Consider the following 23,968-nt stretch of genomic DNA (forward strand, 5'->3'; position numbering starts at 1 on the left):
ACGACGGCGCCTGCCCCCACAAGGGGAGCAGGCGCCGTCGTGCGCGGGCCGGCTCAGAGCGAGGCTCCGGAGCCGTTCAGGAGCGGATCAGAGGCCCAGATCGGCCTCGAACGCGCCCTCCTCGAGGCGGGCGCGGAGCGTCTGCAGGAAGCGTCCCGCGTCCGCACCGTCGACGAGGCGGTGATCGTACGTGAGCGAGAGGTACATCATCGAGCGGATCGAGAGGACGTCGTCGCCCTCGGCGTTCTGGGAGACCCAGGGCCGCTTCACGATCGCGCCTGTGCCGAGGATGGCCACCTGCGGCTGGTTGATGATCGGGGTGTCGAACAGAGCGCCGACCGAGCCGATGTTCGTGATGCTGAACGTGCCCCCGGAGAGCTCGTCCGGGCCGATCTTGTTGCTGCGCGTGCGCGCCGCGACGTCCGCGATGCGCCCTGCCAGACCGGCGAGGTTGAGGTCGCCGGCGTTGTTGATGACCGGAACCAGGAGGCCCTTGTCCGTGTCCACAGCGATCGCGAGGTGCTCCGCGTTGTGGTACGTGATCGTCTGGCTTTCCTCGTCGTACTCGGCGTTGAGCTTCGGGTGCTGCTTGAGCGCCTCGGCCACAGCCTTCGCGATGAACGGCAGGAAGGTCAGCTTCGTGCCGTTCTGCGCCAGGAACTGGTCCTTCGCCTGCGCACGGAGCTTGGCGATCTTGGTCATGTCGACCTCGTGCACCTGCGTGAGCTGGGTCGAGGTGTCCAGCGACTCGCGCATGCGGCGTGCGATCACCTGGCGGATGCGCGGTGCCTTCTCCGTGGTGCCGCGCAGCGAGGAGGCCGCGGGGGCGCTGGCCGCAGGGGCCGCTGCCGGGGTGCCGGACGCGGGCGCTGCAGCTGCCGGGGCCTTCTTGGCCTCGACGGCGGCGAGCACGTCCTGCTTGCGGATGCGGCCGCCGACGCCGGTGCCCGTGAGGGTCGTGACGTCGATGCCGTGCTGGTTGGCCAGCTTGCGCACGAGCGGGGTCACGTAGCCGGACTCGCCGCCCTGAGCGGCGGGCGCCTGAGCCGGAGCTGTCGGGGCAGCAGGCGCCGGAGCCGGAGCAGGTGCAGCCGGGGCCTGTGCAGCCGGTGCGGCCTGAGCCGGAGCGGCCGGGGCGGCAGCGGCAGGAGCCGGTGCGGCGGGAGCCGGTGCGGCCGGGCGGCTGCAGGGGCCGGTGCAGCGGGAGCTGCGGGAGCCTGCTGCTGCGCAGGAGCGCCCGAGCCGACGACCGCGAGCACCGCGCCGACCTCGGCGGTCTCGTCCTCGGCGACGCGGATCTCGAGAAGGGTGCCCGCGACGGGGGAGGGGACCTCGGTGTCGACCTTGTCGGTCGAGACCTCGAGCAGCGGCTCGTCGACCTCGACCGTCTCACCGACCTGCTTGAGCCAGCGGGTGACCGTGCCCTCGGTGACGCTCTCGCCCAGGGCGGGGAGCTTCACCTCGTGGCCTTCGGCGGGGGCGCCGGCCGAGGGGGCGGCCGCAGGCTGCTCGGCGGGAGCCGGGGCGGGTTCGGCGGCAGGGGCCTCCTCCGGCTCGGGCGCCGGAGCCTCCTGGGGCGCCGGAGCCTCCTGGGCGGCGGGAGCGCCGCCCGCGGCCGGTGCCGAAGCGCCGTCGCCGATGACGGCGAGAGGGGCGCCGACCTCGGCAGTCTCGTCCTCGGCGACGAGGATCTGCTCGAGGATGCCGGCCACCGGAGAGGGGATCTCGGTGTCGACCTTGTCCGTGGACACCTCGACGAGGGGCTCGTCGATCTCGACGCGGTCTCCGACCTGCTTCAGCCAGCGCGTGACGGTGCCTTCGGTGACGCTCTCACCGAGGGCGGGGAGGTTGACGGATTCAGACATGGGGGTCCGTGCTCCTTAGTTCTTCTCTCGTGCGAATGGTGGCGGCGTCGTCTCAGGCGTGGAGCGGTTTGCCGGCCAGAGCGAGGAACGCCTCGCCGAGGCTCTCGTTCTGGGTCGGGTGCCCGTGGATGAACTGGGCGACGTCCTCGGGGTAGGCCTCCCAGTTGACGATGAGCTGGGCCTCGCCGATCTGCTCGCCCATGCGGCCGCCGATCATGTGGACGCCGACGACCGGGCCGTCCTTCTGGCGCACGATCTTCACGAGGCCCGAGGTCCCGAGGATGGCGCTCTTGCCGTTGCCGGCAAGGTTGTACTCCTGCGTCTCGACCTGGTCCTCGCCGAACTTGTCCTTGGCCGCCTTCTCCGTGTAGCCGACCGTGGCGATCTCCGGCTCGCAGTACGTGACCTTCGGGACGTTGACGTCCTCGACGACCACGGGGTTCAGGCCCGCGATCTCCTCGGCGACGAAGATGCCCTGCTGGAACCCGCGGTGCGCGAGCTGCACGCCGGGGACAATGTCGCCCACGGCATAGATGTTGCCGACGCCCGTGTGGAGGCGGTCGTTCGTGATGACGAAGCCGCGGTCGATGGTGACGCCCTGCTCCTCGTAGCCGAGGTTTGCGGTGACGGGGCCGCGGCCGACCGCGACGAGGAGGAGGTCGGCCTCGAACGTCTTGCCGTCCACGAGGGTGACCTTGACGCCGTTGTCGTCCTGCTCGACGCCCTGGAAGAACGTGCCGGTGCTGAACTTGATGCCGCGCTTCTTGAACGCGCGCTCGAGCTGCTTGACGATCGCGGCGTCCTCGTTCGGGACGAGCGAGGGGAGGCCCTCGACGATCGTCACGTCGACGCCGAACGAGTTCCAGACCGAGGCGAACTCGACGCCGATGACGCCGCCGCCCAGGACGATCGCGCTCTTCGGGACGTAGTCGAGCGCCAGCGCCTGGTCCGAGGTGATCACGCGGCCGCCGATCTCGAGGCCCGGCAGGCTCTTCGAGTACGAGCCGGTCGCGAGGATGATGTTCTTGCCCTTGTAGGCGGTGCCGTTGACCGTGACGGTGTCCGCGCCGGTGAGGCGGCCCTCGCCCTCGATGACGGTGATCCCCTTGGACTTGATGAGGCCCGTCAGGCCCTTCCACTTCTTGGAGACGATCCCGTCCTTGTAGCTGTTCACGGTGGCCATGTCGATGCCGCCGAACGTGACGTTGATGCCGTACTTCGCGGCGTCGCGGGCGTTGTCGGCGAGCTCGGCAGAGTGCAGGAGCGCCTTGGTCGGGATGCAGCCGTTGTGGAGGCAGGTGCCGCCGAGCTTGCCCTTCTCGACCAGACCGACGTTGAAGCCGAGCTCGGAGGCACGGATTGCTGCGGCGTAGCCGCCGCTGCCAGCTCCCAGGATCAAGATGTCGAATTCCTGCGCAGTTGCCGCTTCGGCCACGTGACGCTCCCTCGCCTTGAGGACGGCGCTGATTCGCCGTCAAGTGTGACTGTGTGCCTGCGGTTGTCCGCGCAGGCCCGGGTATCAGGGAAACCCTATCTCCCCGACCGACTATGCTCCACCTTCGCGGGGCGAAAGTCCCGGCCTTGTGTCAAGAGTCACGGGAACCTTATCACTTTCACCACATGGATTTTCAATTTCGCATAATGAAAAACTGACGCCCGGCGGCTGGGATGGCATCCAGCCGCCGGGCGCGTCTCGAGCGTCCGCCCTGTCAGGCCGTCAGGCCCTGGCGACGTCCTCGAGGTAGCCAACGAGGGTCCGCACGGTCGAGCCGGTGCCCTGCTTGGGGGTGTGACCGTAGGCCGAGCCTGTGTTGAAGGCAGGGCCCGCGATGTCGATGTGCGCCCAGGGGACTGTGCTGCCGTCCGCACGGGTCCCCACGAACTCCTTGAGGAAAATCGCGGCGGTGAGCATGCCGCCCGGACGCTCTCCGGCGTTGGCGATGTCCGCCGTCGCCGAGTCGAGGCCCGCCCGCAGTTCCTCCGGCAGCGGCATGGGCCATGCCGCCTCCCCGGCGGAAGCGGCGGCGTCCAGCAGCGGGCGGGTCACGGCGTCGTCGCCCATCACCCCGGCCGTACGCGTGCCGAGCGCGATCAGCGCGGCGCCCGTGAGGGTGGCGACGTCGATGAGCGCGTCTGGGCCCTCCTCGCTCGCCGCCGCGAGCCCGTCCGCCATCACGAGGCGGCCCTCGGCGTCGGTGTTGAGGACCTCGACGGTCCGGCCGCCGCGGATCGTGATAACGTCCGCCGGGCGCTGCGCGCTGCCCGACGGCATGTTCTCGGCGATGCACAGCCACGCCGTGACCTTGACCGCCAGGCCGAGCCGGGCCGCGGCCAGGGTGGCGTTGAGCACCGTCGCGGCACCGGCCATGTCGCTCTTCATCTGGTCCATGTTGGCGGCCGGCTTGATGGAGATGCCGCCCGAGTCGAACGTGATGCCCTTGCCCACGAGGTGCACGCTCTTGGCCGCGGGCGCCTTCGCGGGGACGTACTCGACCTTGACCATGCGGGGCGGCCGCACCGAGCCCTGGCCCACGGCGAGGATGCCGCCGAATCCGTCCTTCGCGAGGCGCTTCTCGTCGAACACCGTGACCTTGACCGGGAGGCCCTTGGCGAGCTCGCGCGCAGCGTCGGCGGTCTCCGGATACAGCTGGCTCGGCGGCATGTTCACGAGCGTGCGGGTCGCGTTCACCGCAGTCCCCAGCACGGAGGCGCGCGCGAGCGCGGCGTCGGCCTCCGGGGTCCCGGCGGCGGGCGTGTGGATGATGACGTTGGCCACGTTCGGCTTCGTGTCCGCCGCGTCCGACTTGTGCTCGGTGTAGGAGTAGGAGCCTAGCGCGGCCCCCTCCGCGACGGCGGCGACGTCCTCGGGCGTCGCCGCGGGCAGCGCGAGGACCACGGTGGCGTGTCCGGCCAGCTGGCGGATGGCGGAACCCGCCGCGCGCCGCAGCTGCTCCGCCGTGGGCGAGGCGCCGGCGTCGACCTTTCCGACCCCGGCCAAGGCCAGGACGTGGGCGCCTGCCTCGGGAAGGCCGGGGAGCCTGTGCAGCTGGTCGGCGGCGCCCGTGACGCCAAGCGCGGCCAGGGTCGAACCCACCGCCTCGGCATTGCGGGCCGTCAGCGGATTGTCGAGCAGCACGGGGCCGTCCGCGCCCTGGGCGACGCCGACCACGAGCACGTCGCTCGGAGTCTTGCGCGGGTCCTTGGACACGGCCTGGAGGGCGGCTTGGCTGTTGGAGAACACTGTGAGGGCCTCTTTACGTTGTGGTGCGCTTGCTTCACGTCCCCCTGATGGTATCCGTCCCACTGCCCGCGGGCGGGTGGAATCGGCAGGTGGAATGATGGAACGTCCGCCGATGTTGTTCCCGTGCAGAGTCAAGAGAGGACCGCTACCGTGATCGACCCCGTGTCCGGGCCACTGCAGGACCCCGCCGGCCTGTACACCGCAGCGCTGGAACTCAGCCGCGATGAGGGCATCCGCGGCCTGCCGCTCATCATGGGCTTCACCGGCTTCGCCGACGCCGGGCACGCTGTGCGCCAGATCATCGATGAGCTCATCAGCGTCCAAGGCGACGGAGCGCTCGCCGCCTTCGACGTCGACCAGCTGCTGGACTACCGCTCCCGCAGGCCCCGCATCCGCTTCGTCGAGGACCACCTCGAGGACTATGACGCGCCGACGCTGGCCCTCTACCGGCTCGAGGACGGGCTCGGGCGACCTTATCTTCTGCTCGCCGGCCCCGAGCCCGACCTGCAGTGGGAGCGGTTCGCACGCGCCGTCGTCGGCCTCGTCGACCAGCTCGAGGTGACCCAGACCCTGTGGGTCCATGCGATCCCGATGCCGGTTCCGCACACCAGGCCGCTCGGCGTGACGGTCCACGGCAACCGGCCGGAGCTCGTCGAGGGCATCTCGCGGTGGAAGCCGGTCGTGGAGTTCCCGGGCGCGATCGGGCACCTCATCGAGCTGCGGCTCATCGACGCCGGGCATGACGTGACGGGCTTCGTGGTCCACGTCCCGCACTACCTCGCGGAGGCGGAGTACCCCGCCGCCGCCGTGACCGGCCTTGAGCACCTCGGGGCGGCCGCCTCGCTCATGCTCCCGAGCGATCGGCTGCGGGAGGCCGCGCGCGAGGTCGAGCGGCAGGTGGCCGAGCAGGTCGCCGCGTCCGAGGACATCCGCGAGGTTGTCGCTGGCCTTGAGGAGCGCTTCGATGACCACACGGCAGACGTCCCGCGCAGGTCGCTCCTCGCCGGGCCCGCAGACGAGCTGCCGACCGCGGAGGACCTCGGCGCCGCCGTTGAGGCCTACCTCGCCTCGCACGGCGAGCCCGGCCCCGATCGGCCCGACGGGCCGGAGACGCACGACGGCGGCGACCCGCCACGAGACGGGGACGAGGGCCAGTCGCAGTAGCACGCCGCACTAGGATCGTGGGGTGAACAGCTGGCGCGCCTATACGGTCTGGGGAATCGGCGTCTTCGCGTATCTGGTGGCCGTGCTCCAGCGGACGTCCTTCGGCGTGGTCGGCCTCGAGGCCGCGGACAGGTTCCATGCGGGCGGCGCGGTGCTCTCCGCGTTCACGGTCCTCCAGCTGGTGGTGTACGCGTCCCTGCAGATCCCCGTCGGCATCCTCGTGGACCGCTTCGGCAGCCGTGTCATGGTTGCGGCCGGCGCGGTCTTCATGGCCCTCGGGCAGCTGCAGATCGCCGTCGCCGAGTCGGTGGTCACCGGCATCATCGGGCGCATGCTCGTGGGGATGGGGGACGCGATGACATTCGTGTCCGTGCTCCGGCTGGTCCCACTCTGGTTCGACTCCCGCAAGTCGCCGCTCATGAGCCAGCTCACCGGTGTGGTCGGCCAGCTCGGCCAGCTCGTGAGCGTCATCCCCTTCCTTGCGCTCCTGCACGCCACGGGCTGGACTCAGGCCTTCATGAGCCTGGCCGCCCTCTCGGTGCTCGTGATCGTGCTGGCCCTCGCGCTGATCAAGAACTCGCCGACGGGGACGAGGGTGGAGCACGACGGCGAGCCCGAGGGCACCCGGGCGGTCCTCGTCGCCGCATGGCGGCAACCCGGCACGAGGCTCGGGATGTGGAGCCACTTCACCGTCCAGTTCAGCGGCAATGTCTTCGCGCTCATGTGGGGCTTCCCGTTCATGGTCGCCGGCGAGGGGTACCCGCCGTCGGTCGCGGCGGGCCTCATGTCCTTCTTCGTCGCAGTGGCCATCATCGCCGGGCCGCCCATGGGGCGGTTCGTCGCCCGCCATCCCCTCCGGCGCTCGACGCTCGTCCTCGCGATCTCGGCACTCACGGCGGCGGTGTGGATCGCCGTCCTCCTGACCCCGGGCCAGGCGCCGCTGTGGCTCATGGCGATCCTGATCGCCGTCCTCGCCCTCGGCGGCCCGAGCTCGATGATCGGATTCGACTTCGCGCGGACCTTCAACCCCTCTCACCGGCTCGGCACCGCGACGGGAATCGTCAACATCGGCGGCTTCGTGGCGGCGCTGCTGACGATGTTCCTCGTCGGCTACCTCCTCGACGTCCAGCATGCGCTCGGCCTTTCCCCCGACGGCGTCTACAGCCTCGATGCGTTCCGCGTCGCCCTCGCCGTCCAACTGCTCGTGCTCGGCGCGGGCGCGTTCGCCCTCATCCGCGTGCGGCGCAAGGTTCGGCGCGGCCTCGAGGCACAGGGCGTCACCGTGCCGCCGCTGCGCGAGGCGTGGGCGGAGTACCGGGCGCGGCGCCGAGGAGACTGACCGGCACTAGGAACCGGTCCACTTGTCCTCCCCAGACGAATAACCGGCGTGTTGTCCACATAGAACTGAGTTCCACACCGGGTCCGGCCGCCGCGGGCGAAGAGTGGGGACATGGACGATACCCAGCATCCCGCAGCCGACCACGTTCCCGGTGCGACCGGCATCCCGGACGCCCAAGGCCCGTCGTGCGGCCCCGACGAATGCGCGCTCCCTGAATCGCGGGACGAGCCGCTCGCCGTCCGTACTGCCGAGGACATCCTCGCGTACATCCCGCATGCTCTCGGGGAGTGGCCGCAGGAGAGCCTCGTCGCGGTGTGCCTCGCCGACGGGCATCTCGGGCCCACCTTGAGGATCGACCTGCCTCGGCGCCGCGGCCCGTCAGCCCTCGGCCGGTTCTCCGACACGGTGGCAGGCTATGTGGCCCACGACCGGCCCGCTGGGGCGGTCCTCGCCGTCTACACCCGGACACCGTGGACGGACCCGCGCCGTGCGCCGCACCAGGAAGTGGTCGACGCACTCATCGCGCGCCTCGCAGAGGAAGGCGTCCCTGTCCTCGAGGTCTGGGCGGTCGGCCCCGAGCATTGGCGGACCACCACATGTACTGACGTGCTCTGCTGCCCGTGGCCCGGCGCGAGCGTCGAGTCGCTCCGCGACAGCCGGATCGAGGCGGAGATGGTGTACCGGGGAAGCTCGTACGCTCCGGTCCCCGATCTCCCCGAGGGAACCGTGCCCCGGGCATCGGTGTCCGCGGCCCTCGAGGCCTGCTTCCAGGACCCCGAGCGGTGGTGGGACCCCTACGAGTTCACGGCGGCGCTCGCGGTCTGGGACGAGGTTCTCTCCGAGGCGGATCCCCCGGACCCGGATCGCCTGCGGCTGCTGGCCGCGACGCTCCTGAGGCCTGCCCTCCGCGACGCCGTCATGGTCGCCGCGGCCGCCGACGCAGCGACGGCGTGGCGGGGCAGCTCGGCGACCGCGATCCTGAGGACCGAGCCCGTGGACGGGCACCCGACGACGCGGTTCCAGGGGATCCCCCCTGCGCTGCCCGGGGGAGTGCCGGCCGCCGAGGCCGCCGCGGCGCTGGACTGCTGGTCGGAGGCCACGCCGCCCGCGCAGGCGGACGCCGCGGGGACCGGTCCTCGGGATGCCGTCTCTGGCTTCGAATTCGGCCTCGTCCTCATGGGGTGCACCGGCACTGCGCCATCCTGGGCCCGCATCGCCCGGCTCGAGCGTGTGGCGATGAGCCTCACACGGATGGAGGAGCCCGAGGTTCGGGCACCGGCGCTGTCGATCCTCGCGTGGGTCCAATGGGCCAGAGGGCGCGGCGGACGGTGCGTCGCGTTCCTGGAACGCGCGCTGTCGGCCGACCCCGACTACCGACTTGCCCAGCTCCTCCTGGGGCTCGTGCAGCAGGGGGAACTGCCAGGGTGGTCCCGGTCCGGCGCCACTGCGTGGCATCGCGGGGACGAGGCCGCCTAGGCGTTCCGTTGCAGCCCAAGCGGTGGTCGACCACGCCCAGCGCATCGGATGGTGAAGGCGAGGCGCTCTTCGTGAGAGAATGGACGCCAGGCCCGGTTGGGTCCGAACTTCGGCGAGTTGTTTTCGATGCCCGTTTGCGGGAACGAAATCAGCATCCGAAGGGTTGTAGGAATACAGACCCTTCGGACCGGAACGGCAGCGTCAGCAGCCACTCGGACTTGACAGGGTCACTGTGGTGTTGCCCCCAAGGCAAACACCGGCACAGCGGCAGGAAGGTAAACGTGACGCCCCCCACGGAAAATGAGACCGCCCAGGCGGCCATGGCGGACAATCCGCAGGCCACGAGCGCTCCTGCGCGCTCTGCGGCCAAGCGGTCCCCGGCCAAGCCGGCTGCATCCAAGGCCAAGGCACCCGCGCGCAAGGCCGCGGCCAAGGCCGCCCCGAAGGGCGCAGCGAGCGTCAAGGCGGAGGCCGCAGACGCGAAGGCCGGGCTGGACGAGGAGGCCGTCGAGGAGGACCTCGAGGCCGTCACGCCCAACGACGGCGAGATCGTCGCTGCCGAGAGCGAGGAGAAGGCGACAGGATCCGCAATCGTCATCTCCGACGCCGACGAGGACGACGCTCCGGTCCAGCAGGTCACAAGCGCCGGTGCGACCGCCGACCCGGTGAAGGACTACCTCAAGCAGATCGGCAAGGTCGCGCTCCTGAACGCAGAGCAGGAGGTGGATCTCGCGCTGCGCATCGAGGCCGGCCTGTTCGCCAAGCACAAGCTTGACGAGGAGGGCGAGTCCTACGACACCCAGTACCGCCATGACCTCGAGCGCATCGTGCATGACGGCGAGCGTGCCAAGAACCACCTGCTCGAGGCGAACCTCCGTCTCGTCGTCTCCCTTGCCAAGCGGTACACCGGGCGCGGCATGCTCTTCCTGGACCTCATCCAGGAAGGCAACCTCGGCCTCATCCGCGCCGTCGAGAAGTTCGACTACACCAAGGGGTTCAAGTTCTCGACCTACGCCACGTGGTGGATCCGCCAGGCCATCACGCGCGCCATGGCGGACCAGGCACGCACGATCCGCATCCCCGTCCACATGGTCGAGGTCATCAACAAGCTTGCCCGCGTCCAGCGGCAGATGCTCCAGGACCTGGGTCGTGAGCCCACGCCCGAGGAACTCGCCAAGGAGCTCGACATGACGCCCGAGAAGGTCGTCGAGGTCCAGAAGTACGGCCGCGAGCCCATCTCCCTCCACACGCCGCTCGGCGAGGACGGCGACTCGGAGTTCGGCGACCTCATCGAGGACTCCGAGGCCGTGGTGCCCGCGGACGCGGTCAGCTTCACGCTCCTCCAGGAGCAGCTCCACTCGGTCCTCGACACGCTCTCAGAGCGGGAGGCCGGTGTCGTGGCGATGCGGTTCGGCCTCACCGACGGACAGCCCAAGACCCTCGACGAGATCGGCAAGGTCTACGGTGTCACGCGCGAGCGCATCCGCCAGATCGAGTCGAAGACCATGTCCAAGCTGCGCCACCCCTCCCGGTCCCAGGTGCTCCGCGACTACCTCGACTGAGAATAGGGGCCGCTGTGCGGTGTTTCCGCTGGTGAGAGGCCGTTTTACGGGGCCTGACGTCAGCGATTCTACACCGCACAGCGCTCTCAGTCGAGATATCAACTAGACTGGGTTCATGCCAGCCAAGGCCCCGGACCCCGATCTTGGCTCGCTCCTGCCCTCGTGGGAACTCGCCCTCAGGGCCGTGCGCAAGAGCCCCGCGACGCTGAAGAGCTACGGCGACGGCGTCCGGTCCTTCCTTTCATGGTGCGCCGACGACGGCCGCCCTGCCGTACTCGACCGGACCGCGGTCAACGGCTTCACGGCCGCGCTTCTCGACTCCGGGCGCGAACCGGCCACGGTGCGGTCCCGCCAGCTCGCCGTGCGCCGGTTCAGTGCCTGGCTCGCCGAGGAAGGCGAGATCCCCGCCGACCCCCTGCTCGGCCTGAAGGCACCCAAGCTCGACGTCAAGGTCGTCGAGCCGCTCACCGACGGCCAGCTCAGGGCGCTCATCAAGGCGTGCGCCGGTACGGACATGCGCGACCGCCGCGACGAGGCGATCGTCCGCTTCATGACCGAGACCGGGGCGCGCGCGGGGGAGTGCGCGGCGCTCGCACTCGACGACGTGGACCTGGCCCACGGGACCGCGACTGTCCGCCGCGGCAAGGGAGGCAAGGGCCGCGTCGTGCCATTCGGCGCCCAGACCGCCCGCGCGCTCGACCGCTACCGGCGCGCACGCGCCTCGCACAGGCTCGCCGGGACCCCTGCGTTCTGGCTGGGCGACCGCGGCAAGGCGTTCAGCTACGACGGCCTCCACAAGACCCTCGGCGAGCGTGCCGCCGCCGCTGGGATCGAAGGATTCCACCCCCACAAGCTGAGGCACACCGCGGCCCACAGGTGGCTCGCCGCGGGCGGATCCGAAGGCGGCCTCATGGCCGTGGCCGGCTGGGAGCGCCCAGACATGCTGGCGCGCTACACCAAGGCCCGCGCGGCCGAGCGCGCCGCCGAGGAAGCCCGGAGGCTGAACCTGGGGGACCTCTGAGTGCCTGGCGGTTGCCGGACATCGAATCGCACACATCGCGCAGAAGGGCCGCCCCCGGCACTGGGGGTGGCCCTTTTTCCCGCGCCGCCACGGGAGTTTCGGAAGACCGAAACCGTTCGTTAGACCTTCCTAACCAAGCTCGGACGTGGTTCAGGGCCCGAACTCCTGCGATTCCGCCATGTCGGTCCGTCGACACTCGTTTCCACGAGGGATGGCCCCTCGTTGGAACGACTAGGACTATATGGCCATCAAGCAGATCGAGCCACTTGAGCTCTATTCGGCGGAAGACGTCATGCGGCTGTACGGCGTGTCCCGCCGCTTCGTCCAGGCCCGCATCGATGACGGGCAGCTCACGCCGCTCTGGCTCGGGCGATACCTCCGCTTCGCCCCCGAAGAAGTCCACGCCCTCCTCCGCACCTCCAGGACACCTGAGGAAGAAGCCATCGCCCGGGCGAACCCCAGGGGCAGGGCGGCCGGCAAGTGACCGCCACGCCCACAGAACGCCGCCTCAGCGCCCAGATCGCCGCCCATGAGTCATGGGCGCGCACCGAGGACCGATCGGCCCGCACGGCCCCAGCCAGGGCCGCGCTCCTGGCGAAGTTCGAGCGCCTCGCCGACCCCGAAGGCCGACTCCTCCCCGCGGAACGCGCCCGCCGCGCCGAGCACCTCCGCAAGGCTCACTTCCAGCGCCTCGCGCTCGCCTCGGCAAAGGCCCGGCGCTGCAACAAGGCCGGGGAGTGATTCTGCGGACCGACACGAAGAAGCGCCCCCGGACCCGAACCGAGGGCGCCCCAAGAACAGCTCCAAAGGCTCGAGTGTACCGACGGCCCCCGACACTCCGGTCGGGTACTTCGAGTGGATCAGGGCGATCCGCCGTATCCACCTCGACCCCAGCACCGCGGCCGTGGCGTTCTACCTAGCGACCTACGCCAACACCAAGACGGGCCGAGGCGCACATCCGGGGGTTACCCAGCTCGCTGAGGACTCGGGGATGTCCACCCGAACCGTGATGAGGCACCTGCAGAGCCTCGAAGACCTGGGGCTCGTGGTCTGCGTCCGCAGGGGCAGCGACATGGGCCGGAAGGCCATGACGAGCGTCTACGACCTCGCCATACCCGAGGACCCGGAACATGTATCTAAGCATCAGGATCATGTGACACCCGTGTCACATGTTGACCCCTCTGATCAGGTGACACCCATGTCACATGATCAGGTGCCACCGGTGTCACATGATCGGCCGGAACAGGTGACACCGGTGACCGGAACAGGTGACACGGGTGTCACCCCTACTCTCCAAGAACTACCCTCCTCTAACTCACCTACCGCTGTTAAGGACGTTGGAACGTCGCCGTCTCCGGACGTCTCACCAGCGCGCACACGCGAGGCCGCACACGAAGCCCTTGAGCGCCGCCGACCAGGAACCCGCCGACCCGAACCCGAGAACCTCGACGACGACGCACCGCCGCCCCCCGAAGACACCGACCAGGAGATCGAACGCGTGTACACCGAGCCCGCCTGGGACGACGCACCACCCGACGACAACGAACCCATGGATCACGACGACGAGGAACGCCTCCGGAGGCTTCCCTACAGCCGAGGCAGGATCACCAAGCCCACCCCCATTGACCTCGAGAAGCTCGCCGACTACCCCCCGCCGTACTGAGGAGACGACCCCCTATGGACCAAAGCGCACCCCTCATTGACCCACGGCGCTGCTGGAAGATGAGCGCCCGCTACCGCATCGCCGAGTGCGTCACGCCGTGCGGCGAGACCGAGTACTGGATTCTCGACAGCGTCCATCCCGACCAGGTCACGGTGGAGACCCCCGATCACGAGCAGCTCGGCCGACTCCCCGCGCGCTACGCCGCCGCCCTCGGCCTGACCTGCGGGGCAACAACCCGCCACGGGCGCCCCTGCCGGAACCCCGTGCACGCCCACGGCGACCGGTGCCCACACCACACCCACGCCGCCTTCCAAGAGGCACTCCCGCTCCCCACCGAGACCCGAACCACCGCGGAGGCCGGCGCATGAGCTACCTGTCCTTCCCCGCCCGTGAAGTCGCCGAGAACCGAGCCCTCCGCCGAGACCTCGAGGAGGCCCGGCGCGAGAACCTCGCCCTCCGCCAGCTCCTCGCCGCCGCACGCGCATCACTTCAGCGCCAGTACGAGACCACCCACCCGACCGAAAGGAACTAGACGACCATGGGACACCAGAAACACGACCAAGGACGAAAGAAGCGCCAAGCCCGTCAGGCCAAGCAGGCATTCCACGGCGCTCTCAGCCGCAAGCAGGCCCGCCAGCTCAACCGCGAACAGCGCCGCCAGCTCCCCGATTAGAGGGCCGACCCTTACTAGTACGGGGCCCGATCTGCTAGCTTGGTTCGAACACAATAGGGGGGAGATCACGATGAGCAGATTCCGCGAGAGAACGACCACGGCAGTCAAGGCCACCGAGATGCTCGGCAAGCTGGGCACTCGGCGCGGACTTCACCGGATGACGCGTGTCTCCCACCCAGACGGCGCCCGCCAGTACCTCGACGGCCTCTGGCGCAAGACGTTTAGCCCCGAAGTCCACGAGAAGCTGCGCAACCTCGAACCTATCGGAACAGTCCGGCCGTACGCGCGCTGAGAACGTGCCCAACTGGATTCCGGCGCGAGCAGAGCACTGGGCATTGCTCCAGGCGTTTCGCTGCATGCCGCCGCTGACACCTCGCTACGGAGACCGCACAAAGCGACAAGTTAGAGAACACTGGGCCAACCAGCTTGAACGCAACATCCACAAGATCCACAAGCTCCCCGTGCGCCCACCCGAACACTTGCTGATAGCGCTCAACGTGACGCCCCTGCGCATCAATGCCTTGGCGTGGTTCGAGATGAAAATCAAGGCCGGGGAGCCCGACGCCGTCTATGTCCAGATCGGTGCCCTGGCCGTCCACGCCCAGATGCAGCGGAACCACCTAGGCGCCGAGGGTCTGGAGCTGATCAAGCAAACCGCAGCCGAATGGGCTAGGGCGAAGTCATCCAGGATCAACCTGATGAGGCTTGAAGCGGACGTCCATGCCAAGAACAACCCTTGCATCTCGCTCATCTCGGGCGCTGGCTGGACAGCGCTGGGCAAGGCACGATCCGACGGTTACCAGCCGTGGGGCGCGGTCTATCGAGTCGGCGCCTAAGAGCCCGCAGCGCCGACCGGCGGGCGTGGGAATGGCACCACCGTGCCGGCGTGTCCCCCAACCAGCCGGACCCTAATCGCAGATAGGCTGGCATTTCCATAATGTGCAGCACCGAGGGGAATCACGGAATTGTCGGACTATGCAACGCCCAGGATCTTCGTCCGGTACATCACGAAGGAGGGCGACGAATGGGACTACGACTACTCGGAGCACGCACCGCAGGCAGGCCAGTTCGTCTACCGCAACGGCAACGGATACGTGGTCGAAGAAGTGTGGGACATCCAGGACAAGCACGGCCCCATCCCGCACGGACTCACCGTCTTCCTGAAGAAGGCCCAGATTATGGCCCACCGCCTCGGCAAGTACGCCCCGGACTACTACCGCGGAGAACAGCCGGAAAGGCCCGCCAAGACGGGGATCGTGGCGAGGGACTGAGCCATGAAGGTCTTCCTCAGCTGGGCCGGTGATTTCAGCCGCAAGGTCGCCGAACACTTCGCAGACTGGCTGCCGTCCGTAATCCAGGAATGCCACGACCCGTACATCTCCACTGAAACACCGAAAGGCTCCCCGTGGTTCGAGACCATCACAAGGAACCTCGACCTGTGTGATGTTGGCATCGTCTTTGTGACGTCCGATAACATGGCCAGGCCGTGGCTGAATTTTGAGGCCGGGGCGATGCTAAAGAAGTTCGACCGCCCAGGAGTCTGCCCCATCCTCGTGAACATCGGGAAAGCCGACTACGTGGGACCGATGGACAACCTCCAGTTGACCGAGATCGGCGACCGGAAGGACATGCTGAAACTGCTCGGGACGATCAACGACCGGTGCCAGTCCCCGCTGGACCAGAAGATCCTGGACCGGTCGTTCGACTTCAACTGGGACGACCTTGTGCAGGCCGTGAGCCGAGCGTCCAAAGCGCAGGGGGAACCCAAGGCCGAAGAACGAGGCCTCGGAGAGAAGGTCGATGAGATCCTCACGCTCGTCCGCGGGATACCGGAGAATATCGTGTCGCGCGAGCGCCATCCATCACGCATCCTCGACCAGCTGCGGGACCAGGACGCCCGCGAGCGGGAACTTCGAAACGACCACAGGGTCAGGATGGAAGTATTCGCGGCCATCCACGGGTCGCAATACGGATTCGACACCGAGGACGAGCAAGTCATGGTCCTCGACTACGTCGGTGACCTCCGTTCGCCCTCCGCACTCATCGTGAAGCGCTCCGGCGGCAATGGCGAGGCTCGCGAAGTCCCATTCGGCGAGATCACCATTACACCGTTCTGAGGCAAACCCGGCCGCCCCGGCGCTGGGTGCCCGCCTACCACGCCGAACCCCGCGCCGCGAGCGCGCGCGAAGTGCCGCTCTCACCTTTGTGAGGGCGGCACTTTCGCTTGTGATGGTGATTCGGGTCTGTGGCGTCGTGTTGGGGTACTCCCATATGCAACGTGCAAAGGCAGGTGCCATATGCGGTGCATAAGGGTCCATTTCTGGATTCTGCTACACATGTGGCGTAGACTCTAGATATGAATGCAACAGGTCAGCGCATCGCCTACCTGAGGGTCTCTAGCGAGGACCAGAATCTGGCGCGGCAGTTCGAGGCTGTGGGCGACGTCGATAAGACGTTCCAGGAGAAGACGTCCGGCGGCACACGCGCCGGGCGGCGTGCAGCACTCGCCGAACTCATCAGCTACGCGCGCGCCGGCGACATCGTCATAGCGGCCTCTATAGACCGAATGGCACGCTCTATCGTCGATATGAGGCAGATCGTTGACGAGTTGCTGCACAAGGGCGTCGCAGTGCAATTCGTGAAGGAGAACCTTACGTTCGAGCCCGACAGGCAAGACTCGTTCGCAACGTTCCAGCTGAACATCATGGCGTCGTTCGCCGAGTTCGAGCGCGCGCTCATCCGCGAGCGACAGGCCGAAGGCATCAAGGCAGCGAAGGCTCGAGGGGTCTACAAGGGCCGCGCCAAGTCGATCAAGCCCGAACAGCTCGCCGAAGCCAGCCAGTGGCTCGAAGACGGCCTCACGAAGGCCGAAGCGGCCCGGAAGCTGGGCGTGGACCGCTCGACCCTGTACAGGGCGCTCAGCGCCGCCGAGGCGGCCAAGTGACCCGAACCAGCACGCCGGGGGTGGGGGGTCGATTCCATCCGGCCCGACGGCCGGCACCCCGACTAGCCCCTCGACGTGTACGCCACGCGTGCGCGTGGCCCGAGGCTTCAATCCGATCCATCGACAACCAGGAGGCATGTGCCAGGACGTAGGAGTACTCCGGAGGAGCGCGAGCGGCGCCGCCGCGAGTGGCGCGAGGAACATTCGCAGGGGCCGGGCAACGGTTCCCCGAAGGCGCCGCCTGTGGAGGCGGGCAACACCCTCGCGGTGACGCACGGGGCGAGGAGTGAGACGCTCCTGGAGCCCCTCGCGGCGGCGATCGAGCGTGAGGCGAGGGCGAGCGCCGACTGGCCTCCGCATCTTGCCGGCCCTTCCCGATACGACTCCGAGGTGGCGGCGTGGGCGTGGGTCGAGGCTGTGGTCATGCGGCTCCGCCAGTTCCTCGCTGAGAGTGATCCTCTCAGTTGGCTGACGGAGACGGACAGCACGGACGAGACCGTCACGGTGCGGGAGGGCGGTTCGCGTCGGCGGTCGCGCACGAGGCGCGAGCAGTCCGCGCTCGAGCAGCTCCGGAGGTGGGAAGACGTGGCCGGTCGGCGTCGTGCGGCGCTGGGGCTGAACCCGGTGTCCGCGGCACGGCTCTCGCGCGATCTCATGGCCGCCAAGCAGTCTGCCTCGGTGGACATGGCCAGGCTGATCGCTGATCTCGACGACGAGGGCGAACTGGGCACATAAGAAATGCGCGCGCGGGCCGCGCTCGGAGATAGGCCCGTCTGGCCCATTTCCGCGCCTCCCTGAGCGCCTCTCGGGGGCAGGGTGGCCCAATCACCCACGGAACCCTATTGGGGCGCCCTGAGGGCCATTTAAGGGCTTCTGAGACGTTTTCCCGATACGGGAATTGAAATAGCCGAAATGGGAATATCCCCCGATAGGCTGGCGGAACCTGAGAAAACTTGAGAGAATTGGAGGACCAACCCGAACCACCAGGGAGAATGTGGCACTACTCCTCACCGAACATACTTCCCGAGCCGGAGACCCGAACCGAGGTCCCCGGCTTTTCTGCGCCCAAGGGAGTCCAGCAATGCCCCAGGTCGATCTCGACCCAGAAACCTACTCGGCCATCAAGAAGCTGGCCCAGGCGCAGGACAGGACGCTCAAGTCCGTGGTCAAGCTCGCCGTCGCCGCCCAGGCAACCCGGACCGAGGCGGTGCGGGATGAGGACTGAGGGCGTCCCGAGCACCGCCACGGCGGACCCCGCCGGCGTCACCATCCCGGAGCCGCTCGCGCAGGCGCCCGCGCCCGAGCCCCCGCGCGTACGCGAGCGCGCGCACGCGCACGAGGAGGCCGAACGGCCTTACTACCGGCTGACCGTCGCCGACGATGAGGTTCTCGTGCGCGCCGAACTCGACTCCGCCGTCGGGGACGCATCGCGGGCGTGGGCCGAGGCCGTCGATGCAGTTGCCGCCCTCGACACCCGGCTGGGCCAGCTCGATGCCGAGAGGACCCAGCGCGCGGCCGAGAAGGCCGAGCGCGAGACGCAGGTCGCACAGGCCGCCGACGCGGGCAGCGTGGACGAGGTGAGTGCGTACCTGGCGCGGATCGACGCGCTGGGGCGCGTGGACGCAGCCCAGGACGCCATCGCCCGGAGCGTGGCAGCCCAGCGCGACGCCGCGGCCCCGGGGGTGGCCGCGCGGCTGGAGGCAGTCCAGGCCGCTCAGGAGCGCCTCGAGGCCTGGGATGCCGCGCACCGCGGCAAGGTCCCGCGGACGCACGTGGACCTCGTAGTCCGCGAGACGATCCTCGCGTGGTCCGACGACGACGACCGCGGCGAGCTCAACGCCGTCCTGCTCGCCGCCGCGATCGCCGAACTGCCTGACAAGGTCGCCGAGCGCGCTGCCGCAGCCCCGGACTGGCTCCGCGGCGAGGTCCGGACCGTCGAGCAGGCGCGCGCCGCACGCAACGCCCCACCGCCCCCGCACGTGCCGCGCGATGTCGCGGAGGCCACCAGGCTCTACGAGGAAGCGACCGCGAACCTGGCGAAGGCCCTCGAGGACGCCGAGCGCACGAGGCAGGCGCTCCTGTACCGCGACGTCAACCGCCCCACCACGGTCCCGATCCTCGAGACCGTGGTCGAGCCCGACCCGGCCGCATTCCTCAGCCTCCAAGGGTGGTAACCAAGATGGACACTCTCACCTTCGGCATCCCGATCACGAAGTCCGCCTCCACGGCCGACGGCGTCTTCGTGGAGGGCATCGCCACGAGCGACGACCTCGACCTGGACGGACAGATCATCGACAAGGGCTTCGCCGTCCGCGGGCTCCGCGCCTGGTTCGACGACTGGGGGAACGTCCGCCAGATGCACTCCCCGAGCCTCGCGCCGGCCGGCAAGGCCGTCAGCATGGAGGTCCGCGACGAGGGAATCTGGGTCCGCACCCATGTGGTGGAGCCCACCGCCGTCCAGCTCGTCAAGGCCGGCGTCTACTCCGCCTACTCCGTCGGCATCTCCCAACCGCGGATCATCTCGGACGGAATCGCCAAGAACGGCCGCGTCGTGGACGGCGTGTTCTCCGAGCTGTCCCTGGTGGACTTCCCCGCGAACCCGAACTCGCGGTTCACCCTCGCCAAGCGGGCCGGCAACGGCCGGATCGAGACGATCGGCAAGTCCTTCGACGCAGCCGGGGCCACCGCCGATCTCGTCCGTGACCTCTCCACCGACATCCGCGACCTCGTGCGCCGCGCCAAGATGTCCGACCACGCCATCAGCGAGCACGCCTTCACCTCGCTGATCCGACTCGTAGGCCCCAGCGCCGCCGCCCGGCTGCTCTCCTGACCCGACCCCGAAAGGACACGCCATGTCTGGCACCCCAGCCCCCAGCCCCCAGGCCCCACCGCAGGTCGAGGTACTCGTCCCGGGCATCATGGTCCGCGTCGGGGGAGGCGTGAACGTCACTCTCGGCGTCCCCGCGTCCCGCGACGGGCGCACCGCGCTCGCCTCCAACCTCGACGGCGCAGAGCTCGCCGGGAAGGTGTGGGAGTCCCGGAACAACCGCCCCACCCCGATCGGCGACCCCCTGGTCGAGATCCGCGCCAAGACGGACGGGGTCGGACGGTGAGCGCCATGCCGCACCGGGACAAGGCCACCGGGCGGGCCGTCGCAGGCCCCGCGCACGGCTCGCCGCACACGGTCGAGCACGTGGACACATCCGACGGGCACACCATGAGCCGTGCGTTCGCCCGCGGCGCGTCCCCCGGCGCGCAGCGCGCCACCCCCATGCCGGCACCCGCGCCGCGCCCGCAGCAGACCACCTAAGACCTTCCCCCGCGGCCGGGGCACCTCCTCGCCGGCGCGGGGGAAACCAAGCCCCCTCGGAGGCTCCGCCCGTTTTCATGGGTCCCGGGCGCCGGGCACCGAGGGGGTTTCAGGGGGAAGTCCCGCCGCCGCCGTCGTGCCACACGGCGGCGGCGGGCAACCCGAACCCGAACCAGACAGGAGCGCCGACGTGGAGCCGAGCCTGACCCCGGAGGACTACCTCGAGATGTCCTCGGCCATGGACGGCGCCGCCCGCGAGGCCCGCCAGCAGGCCGAGCACGCGCCGCCGGCCCGCCGCCGGCTCCTCACCGAGCAGGCCCTCGACTTCGAGCGATGCGCCGACTTCCTGACCCGCGCCGCCCGATCCGTGCCGGCCCAGGCCGTGCGGCTGCTCGAGCGCGTGGACGCCATCGGACCCCGCACCGCCTCGCGTGCCGCGCGCATAGCCGCCCTCGCCGCCGGCGAGGCACTCCGGGAGGCATGTGGCCCTTGACCGCGAAGACGTCGTATTCACCATAGAGGCACAGGACCGCGCCACTGCCGTCTTCGAGCGGATGAAGGCGCAGCTGGCCGAGCTCGGCATCGAGGCGCGCATCGCCTCCGCCGAGTCCTCCCGCAGCATGGACGACATGGGCTCCCATGCCCACCGTGCGGCCGACGACGTCGGTGTCTCGGCGCGGGACATCAGCGGCAGCTTCAACACGATCAACAACGTGGTCGGCGGCGTCACGCCGTCGATCACGGCCCAGTTCATGAAGATCATCGGCGGCATGTCGCTCCTCGGGGCGGCGGCGGCCGCCACGTCCGCCGTGGCCGGCGCGGGCCTCGCGGCCCTCCCGCTGGTCTTCGCGGGCGTGGGTGCCCTCATGGTCAAGTCGGCAGTCAAGACGAACGCCCAGCTCAAGGCTGAGTTCGCCGACGCCGGCCACCAGATCAGCACCGTCATGGCGCAGGCTGCGGCGCCCATGGTTGGCATGTTCCTCAGTATCGCCCAGGACGCGGCCGACGCCTTCAAGCAGATGGGCCCGGACCTCCATGAGGCGTTTGCGACAGCCGCACCCCAGGTGGCGACGCTTGCTTCGGGGCTCCTGGCGCTGGTGCAGAACGTCCTTCCGGGGATGAATGCGGCGATGAAGGCCAGCATGCCCGCCGTGAACGCCCTCGCGGGCGGATTCGCGGCCATCGGAACCGGCCTAGGCGGTTTCTTCCAGAACCTCTCGGCTGGCGTCCAGGGGGGCGCTGCGGGCCTCGGGTCGCTCCTCAGCCTGGTGGCCCAGGTGCTCCCCATGATCGGGGCCGGCCTCGCGGCCATCTCGGGCCCGGCATCCCAGGCGCTCGCCGTCCTCGTGAAGTTCGTGCTCCAGCTCATGAGCTCGCTCGGGGCCGGTCTGAAGCCCGTACTGGACGCGCTCCTGCCGGTCTTCGCGGGCCTCCTGAACGCCCTCATGCCGCTCCTGCCGGCCATCGGCCAGCTCATCGCCGCGTTCGCGCCGGCCATCGCGCAGATCGGCGGGGCACTGGTCCCGATCATCTCCCAGCTCGTTGGGGTCTTCGTCCAGCTCCTCCCGTCGGTCACGCCGCTCATCGCGCCGCTGCTGAGCCTCCTGTCCCCGATCGTGACCATGATCGGCCCGCTCCTGACCCTCGCGGCGGCGTTCGGGCAGGCGCTCATGCCGGTCATCGCGGCACTCCTCCCGATCATCCAGAAGCTTCAGGACGTGATCTCGGGCCAGCTCGGCGCGGCGCTCCTCTCGATCGGGAAGGCGATCATCCCGATCCTGCCGTACCTCGGCACGCTGGTGCAGATCGTGGGCACGGCGCTGGTGCAGGCGCTCCAGATCCTCATGCCTCCGCTGGCCCAGCTCATCAGTTCGGGTCTCGGGGCGCTCCTGTCCGCCATCGCGCCGCTCCTGCCCATGATCGGCGAGATCCTCGCGCCGCTGCTGGTCTCGCTGGCCAAGCTGCTCGCGGCGGTCCTTCAGGCGGTCATGCCGCTCCTGGCTCCCCTCATCCAGCTGGCCGGCGTCATCCTCCAAGGGCTCGCAACGGTTATCGTCTGGCTGGTCCAGAATGCAATTGCTCCGCTCATATCGTGGATCGCAGACCACCTCCAGCCCGCCATTATTGCGGTCGGAAATTGGTTTGTCTGGCTGTGGCAGCAGGTAATTGTTCCGGCGTGGCAGGCGATTGTTCAGGCCTTCGGAAATGCCTGGAATTGGATCTATCAATACGTCATCCAGCCGATAATCGACTATTTCCATCGCGTCGGCGATGCCTTCACTTGGCTGTGGCAGAGCGTCGTAGTTCCGGTCTGGGACGGGATCCAGAAGGCGATAGGCGCGGCGTGGAATTGGCTGTCGCAGTACGTGTTCGGGCCGATCGGTGATGCGATAGGGGCGCTGGGCGGGGCCTTCAAGACGACGGCCGGAATTATCGGCGATGCGTGGAAGGCAATCCAGACTGCCGCGGAGGCCCCGATCCGATTCGTCGTAGACACGATCTACAACAACGGAATCAGAACCGTCTGGAACGCAATAGCCGACGTCTTCCACGGCAAAGACTTGAACCCGGTGAGCATCAACTTCGCAACAGGCGGCACCGTCCCGGGATACGCCCCGGGGCAGGACACGGTCCATGCGATGCTGTCCCCGGGCGAGGGCGTCCTGATCCCGCAGGCCGTCCGCGGACTCGGCGGTCCCGGCGCGATCGACTCGATCAACCGCAGCTTCGGTGGCCGCGGTGCCTCGGGCGTGGGCTCGCACTTCGCCGACGGCGGCGTCATCGGCGACATCTTCGGGGCCATCGGCACCGCCGCGGGCGCCGTCGGCAATGCGGTGGGCGGGGCCCTGAACGGGCTCAAGAACGCGGTCCTCGGCGGACTGAGCGCAGCCGCCACGCCCGTGATCCGAGGCATCGAGAACGCGGCGCGAGGATTCCTCGGCACCACGGGCTTCGGGGGGCTGATCGATTCCGGGGTGGACTGGCTCGGCAGCGGCATCCTCTCGTTCCTCGCGGGCCAGGACAAGACCGCGCAGGCCGCCGCCGCGAATGCCAATGCCACGCCGGGAGCCTTTCCCGGCACGCTTGCCGGCTGGGTCTCCGCAGCCATGGCCGCCGTTGGAGTCTCCGGGGCCGACTGGCTCAACGGGCTCGAGACCATCGCGATGTACGAGTCATCCGGGAACCCGAACGCCCAGAACAACACCGACGTCAACGCCCAGAACGGCGACCCGTCCCGTGGCCTCATGCAGACGATCATGTCCACGTTCGAGGCGTACCGGCTCGGCTCCCTGCCCGACAACATCTTCGACCCGGTGGCCAACGTCGCCGCCGCCATCCGATACATCATCTCCCGGTACGGCGGTATCGGCGGCGTGCCCGGATTGGTCAGCCTCGCCCACGGCGGTGCCTACGTCGGCTACGACTCGGGCGGCTGGCTCGAACCCGGACTCACCCTCGCCTACAACGGCACGGGCCGGCGCGAGGCCATCACCAGCCCCTCAGGCGCCGGGCCGGCGGGGGCCGGCGGAGGCGTCCACCTCCACGTCGAGATCGAGAACCAGTACGGCACCTTCGACCAGAGGTACGTCGAGCAGCTTTGGGACCAGCTCGGCAGGCACGCCGCCACGTGGGCACTCCCCGCCGCAGGCGTCCATATCAGGCGGTAAGGGGCGCGCCGGGGCCCTACCCTTGAGGAGTAAAGAAGGAGA

Annotated in this window: 26 protein-coding genes and 1 pseudogene; 24 read left to right on the top strand and 3 right to left on the bottom strand. The window is 69.0% G+C overall.

Going from position 1 to position 23,968, the window contains the following annotated elements:
• Window positions 1-87: 87 nt before the first annotated feature.
• The 3 genes and pseudogenes from sucB to SCMU_RS08985 form a co-directional block, all read right to left on the bottom strand.
• Window positions 88-1,865 (bottom strand): annotated as a pseudogene (gene sucB, locus SCMU_RS08975) (2-oxoglutarate dehydrogenase, E2 component, dihydrolipoamide succinyltransferase).
• A 52-nt stretch (window positions 1,866-1,917) separates the two neighbouring features.
• On the bottom strand, window positions 1,918-3,300 hold the full coding sequence (gene lpdA, locus SCMU_RS08980; RefSeq protein ID WP_229232638.1) for a dihydrolipoyl dehydrogenase: 1,383 nt from the start codon (window positions 3,298-3,300) through the stop codon (window positions 1,918-1,920).
• A gap of 282 nt (window positions 3,301-3,582) precedes the next feature.
• Window positions 3,583-5,106 carry a leucyl aminopeptidase gene (locus tag SCMU_RS08985; protein WP_229232639.1) on the bottom strand — a complete coding sequence of 508 codons (1,524 nt, stop codon included), beginning with the start codon at window positions 5,104-5,106 and terminating at the stop codon, window positions 3,583-3,585.
• A gap of 150 nt (window positions 5,107-5,256) precedes the next feature.
• Between SCMU_RS08985 and SCMU_RS08990 the strand changes: the two genes are divergently transcribed.
• The 24 genes from SCMU_RS08990 (at window position 5,257) to SCMU_RS09100 (ending at window position 23,926) form a co-directional block, all read left to right on the top strand.
• Entirely contained in the window at window positions 5,257-6,270 is a 1,014-nt protein-coding gene (locus SCMU_RS08990) for a proteasome assembly chaperone family protein (RefSeq protein WP_229232640.1), read from the top strand.
• Between the two features lie 22 nt (window positions 6,271-6,292).
• Window positions 6,293-7,609, top strand: a complete 1,317-nt coding sequence (locus tag SCMU_RS08995; protein WP_229232641.1) for an MFS transporter — start codon at window positions 6,293-6,295, stop codon at window positions 7,607-7,609.
• Window positions 7,610-7,720: 111 nt separating this feature from the next.
• Window positions 7,721-9,085, top strand: coding sequence for a DUF4192 domain-containing protein (locus SCMU_RS09000; RefSeq protein ID WP_229232642.1), 1,365 nt, complete (start codon window positions 7,721-7,723; stop codon window positions 9,083-9,085).
• A gap of 281 nt (window positions 9,086-9,366) precedes the next feature.
• Window positions 9,367-10,647 (top strand): RNA polymerase sigma factor, encoded by a 1,281-nt coding sequence (locus tag SCMU_RS09005; protein ID WP_274602943.1) that lies wholly within the window; start codon window positions 9,367-9,369, stop codon window positions 10,645-10,647.
• Between the two features lie 115 nt (window positions 10,648-10,762).
• A complete protein-coding gene (locus tag SCMU_RS09010; RefSeq protein ID WP_229232643.1) occupies window positions 10,763-11,668 on the top strand; it encodes a tyrosine-type recombinase/integrase in 906 nt (301 codons plus the stop codon).
• Between the two features lie 241 nt (window positions 11,669-11,909).
• Window positions 11,910-12,152 carry a helix-turn-helix domain-containing protein gene (locus SCMU_RS09015; protein WP_229232644.1) on the top strand — a complete coding sequence of 81 codons (243 nt, stop codon included), beginning with the start codon at window positions 11,910-11,912 and terminating at the stop codon, window positions 12,150-12,152.
• Window positions 12,149-12,409: a hypothetical protein gene (locus SCMU_RS09020; protein ID WP_229232645.1), complete on the top strand. Its 261-nt coding sequence runs from the start codon at window positions 12,149-12,151 to the stop codon at window positions 12,407-12,409. Before SCMU_RS09015 ends, SCMU_RS09020 begins: the two co-directional genes overlap by 4 nt.
• Window positions 12,410-12,545: 136 nt before the next feature.
• The gene (locus SCMU_RS09025; RefSeq protein WP_274602964.1) at window positions 12,546-13,331 is read left to right on the top strand and encodes a helix-turn-helix domain-containing protein; all 786 of its coding nucleotides are present in this window, start codon (window positions 12,546-12,548) and stop codon (window positions 13,329-13,331) included.
• A 14-nt stretch (window positions 13,332-13,345) separates the two neighbouring features.
• The gene (locus SCMU_RS09030; protein WP_229232647.1) at window positions 13,346-13,699 is read left to right on the top strand and encodes a hypothetical protein; all 354 of its coding nucleotides are present in this window, start codon (window positions 13,346-13,348) and stop codon (window positions 13,697-13,699) included.
• Window positions 13,696-13,863 carry a hypothetical protein gene (locus SCMU_RS09035; protein ID WP_229232648.1) on the top strand — a complete coding sequence of 56 codons (168 nt, stop codon included), beginning with the start codon at window positions 13,696-13,698 and terminating at the stop codon, window positions 13,861-13,863. The genes SCMU_RS09030 and SCMU_RS09035 overlap by 4 nt, the downstream gene beginning before the upstream one ends.
• A gap of 6 nt (window positions 13,864-13,869) precedes the next feature.
• The gene (locus SCMU_RS20740; RefSeq protein WP_274602944.1) at window positions 13,870-14,004 is read left to right on the top strand and encodes a hypothetical protein; all 135 of its coding nucleotides are present in this window, start codon (window positions 13,870-13,872) and stop codon (window positions 14,002-14,004) included.
• A gap of 70 nt (window positions 14,005-14,074) precedes the next feature.
• The gene (locus tag SCMU_RS09040) at window positions 14,075-14,296 is read left to right on the top strand and encodes a hypothetical protein (RefSeq protein ID WP_229232649.1); all 222 of its coding nucleotides are present in this window, start codon (window positions 14,075-14,077) and stop codon (window positions 14,294-14,296) included.
• A gap of 4 nt (window positions 14,297-14,300) precedes the next feature.
• Window positions 14,301-14,840 (top strand): hypothetical protein, encoded by a 540-nt coding sequence (locus tag SCMU_RS09045; protein WP_229232650.1) that lies wholly within the window; start codon window positions 14,301-14,303, stop codon window positions 14,838-14,840.
• A 129-nt stretch (window positions 14,841-14,969) separates the two neighbouring features.
• Window positions 14,970-15,275, top strand: a complete 306-nt coding sequence (locus SCMU_RS09050) for a hypothetical protein (RefSeq protein ID WP_229232651.1) — start codon at window positions 14,970-14,972, stop codon at window positions 15,273-15,275.
• Window positions 15,276-15,278: 3 nt separating this feature from the next.
• Window positions 15,279-16,121: a TIR domain-containing protein gene (locus tag SCMU_RS09055; RefSeq protein ID WP_229232652.1), complete on the top strand. Its 843-nt coding sequence runs from the start codon at window positions 15,279-15,281 to the stop codon at window positions 16,119-16,121.
• A 239-nt stretch (window positions 16,122-16,360) separates the two neighbouring features.
• Window positions 16,361-16,948, top strand: coding sequence for a recombinase family protein (locus tag SCMU_RS09060; RefSeq protein ID WP_229232653.1), 588 nt, complete (start codon window positions 16,361-16,363; stop codon window positions 16,946-16,948).
• A gap of 138 nt (window positions 16,949-17,086) precedes the next feature.
• Complete coding sequence (locus SCMU_RS09065; RefSeq protein WP_229232654.1) at window positions 17,087-17,683, top strand: hypothetical protein; 597 nt, start codon at window positions 17,087-17,089, stop codon at window positions 17,681-17,683.
• A gap of 346 nt (window positions 17,684-18,029) precedes the next feature.
• Window positions 18,030-18,173, top strand: coding sequence for a hypothetical protein (locus SCMU_RS09070; protein ID WP_229232655.1), 144 nt, complete (start codon window positions 18,030-18,032; stop codon window positions 18,171-18,173).
• Window positions 18,163-19,122: a hypothetical protein gene (locus tag SCMU_RS09075; protein WP_229232656.1), complete on the top strand. Its 960-nt coding sequence runs from the start codon at window positions 18,163-18,165 to the stop codon at window positions 19,120-19,122. The genes SCMU_RS09070 and SCMU_RS09075 overlap by 11 nt, the downstream gene beginning before the upstream one ends.
• A 5-nt stretch (window positions 19,123-19,127) precedes the next feature.
• Window positions 19,128-19,778, top strand: a complete 651-nt coding sequence (locus tag SCMU_RS09080) for an HK97 family phage prohead protease (protein WP_229232657.1) — start codon at window positions 19,128-19,130, stop codon at window positions 19,776-19,778.
• A 22-nt stretch (window positions 19,779-19,800) separates the two neighbouring features.
• Complete coding sequence (locus SCMU_RS09085; protein WP_229232658.1) at window positions 19,801-20,061, top strand: hypothetical protein; 261 nt, start codon at window positions 19,801-19,803, stop codon at window positions 20,059-20,061.
• Window positions 20,062-20,066: 5 nt separating this feature from the next.
• The gene (locus tag SCMU_RS09090) at window positions 20,067-20,258 is read left to right on the top strand and encodes a hypothetical protein (RefSeq protein WP_229232659.1); all 192 of its coding nucleotides are present in this window, start codon (window positions 20,067-20,069) and stop codon (window positions 20,256-20,258) included.
• A gap of 190 nt (window positions 20,259-20,448) precedes the next feature.
• On the top strand, window positions 20,449-20,751 hold the full coding sequence (locus SCMU_RS09095) for a hypothetical protein (RefSeq protein ID WP_229232660.1): 303 nt from the start codon (window positions 20,449-20,451) through the stop codon (window positions 20,749-20,751).
• Window positions 20,741-23,926 carry a transglycosylase SLT domain-containing protein gene (locus SCMU_RS09100; protein WP_229232661.1) on the top strand — a complete coding sequence of 1,062 codons (3,186 nt, stop codon included), beginning with the start codon at window positions 20,741-20,743 and terminating at the stop codon, window positions 23,924-23,926. Before SCMU_RS09095 ends, SCMU_RS09100 begins: the two co-directional genes overlap by 11 nt.
• The last annotated feature ends 42 nt before the right edge of the window (window positions 23,927-23,968 follow it).

The sequence above is a fragment of the Sinomonas cyclohexanicum genome (assembly GCF_020886775.1).
Lineage (GTDB): Bacteria > Actinomycetota > Actinomycetes > Actinomycetales > Micrococcaceae > Sinomonas > Sinomonas cyclohexanicum.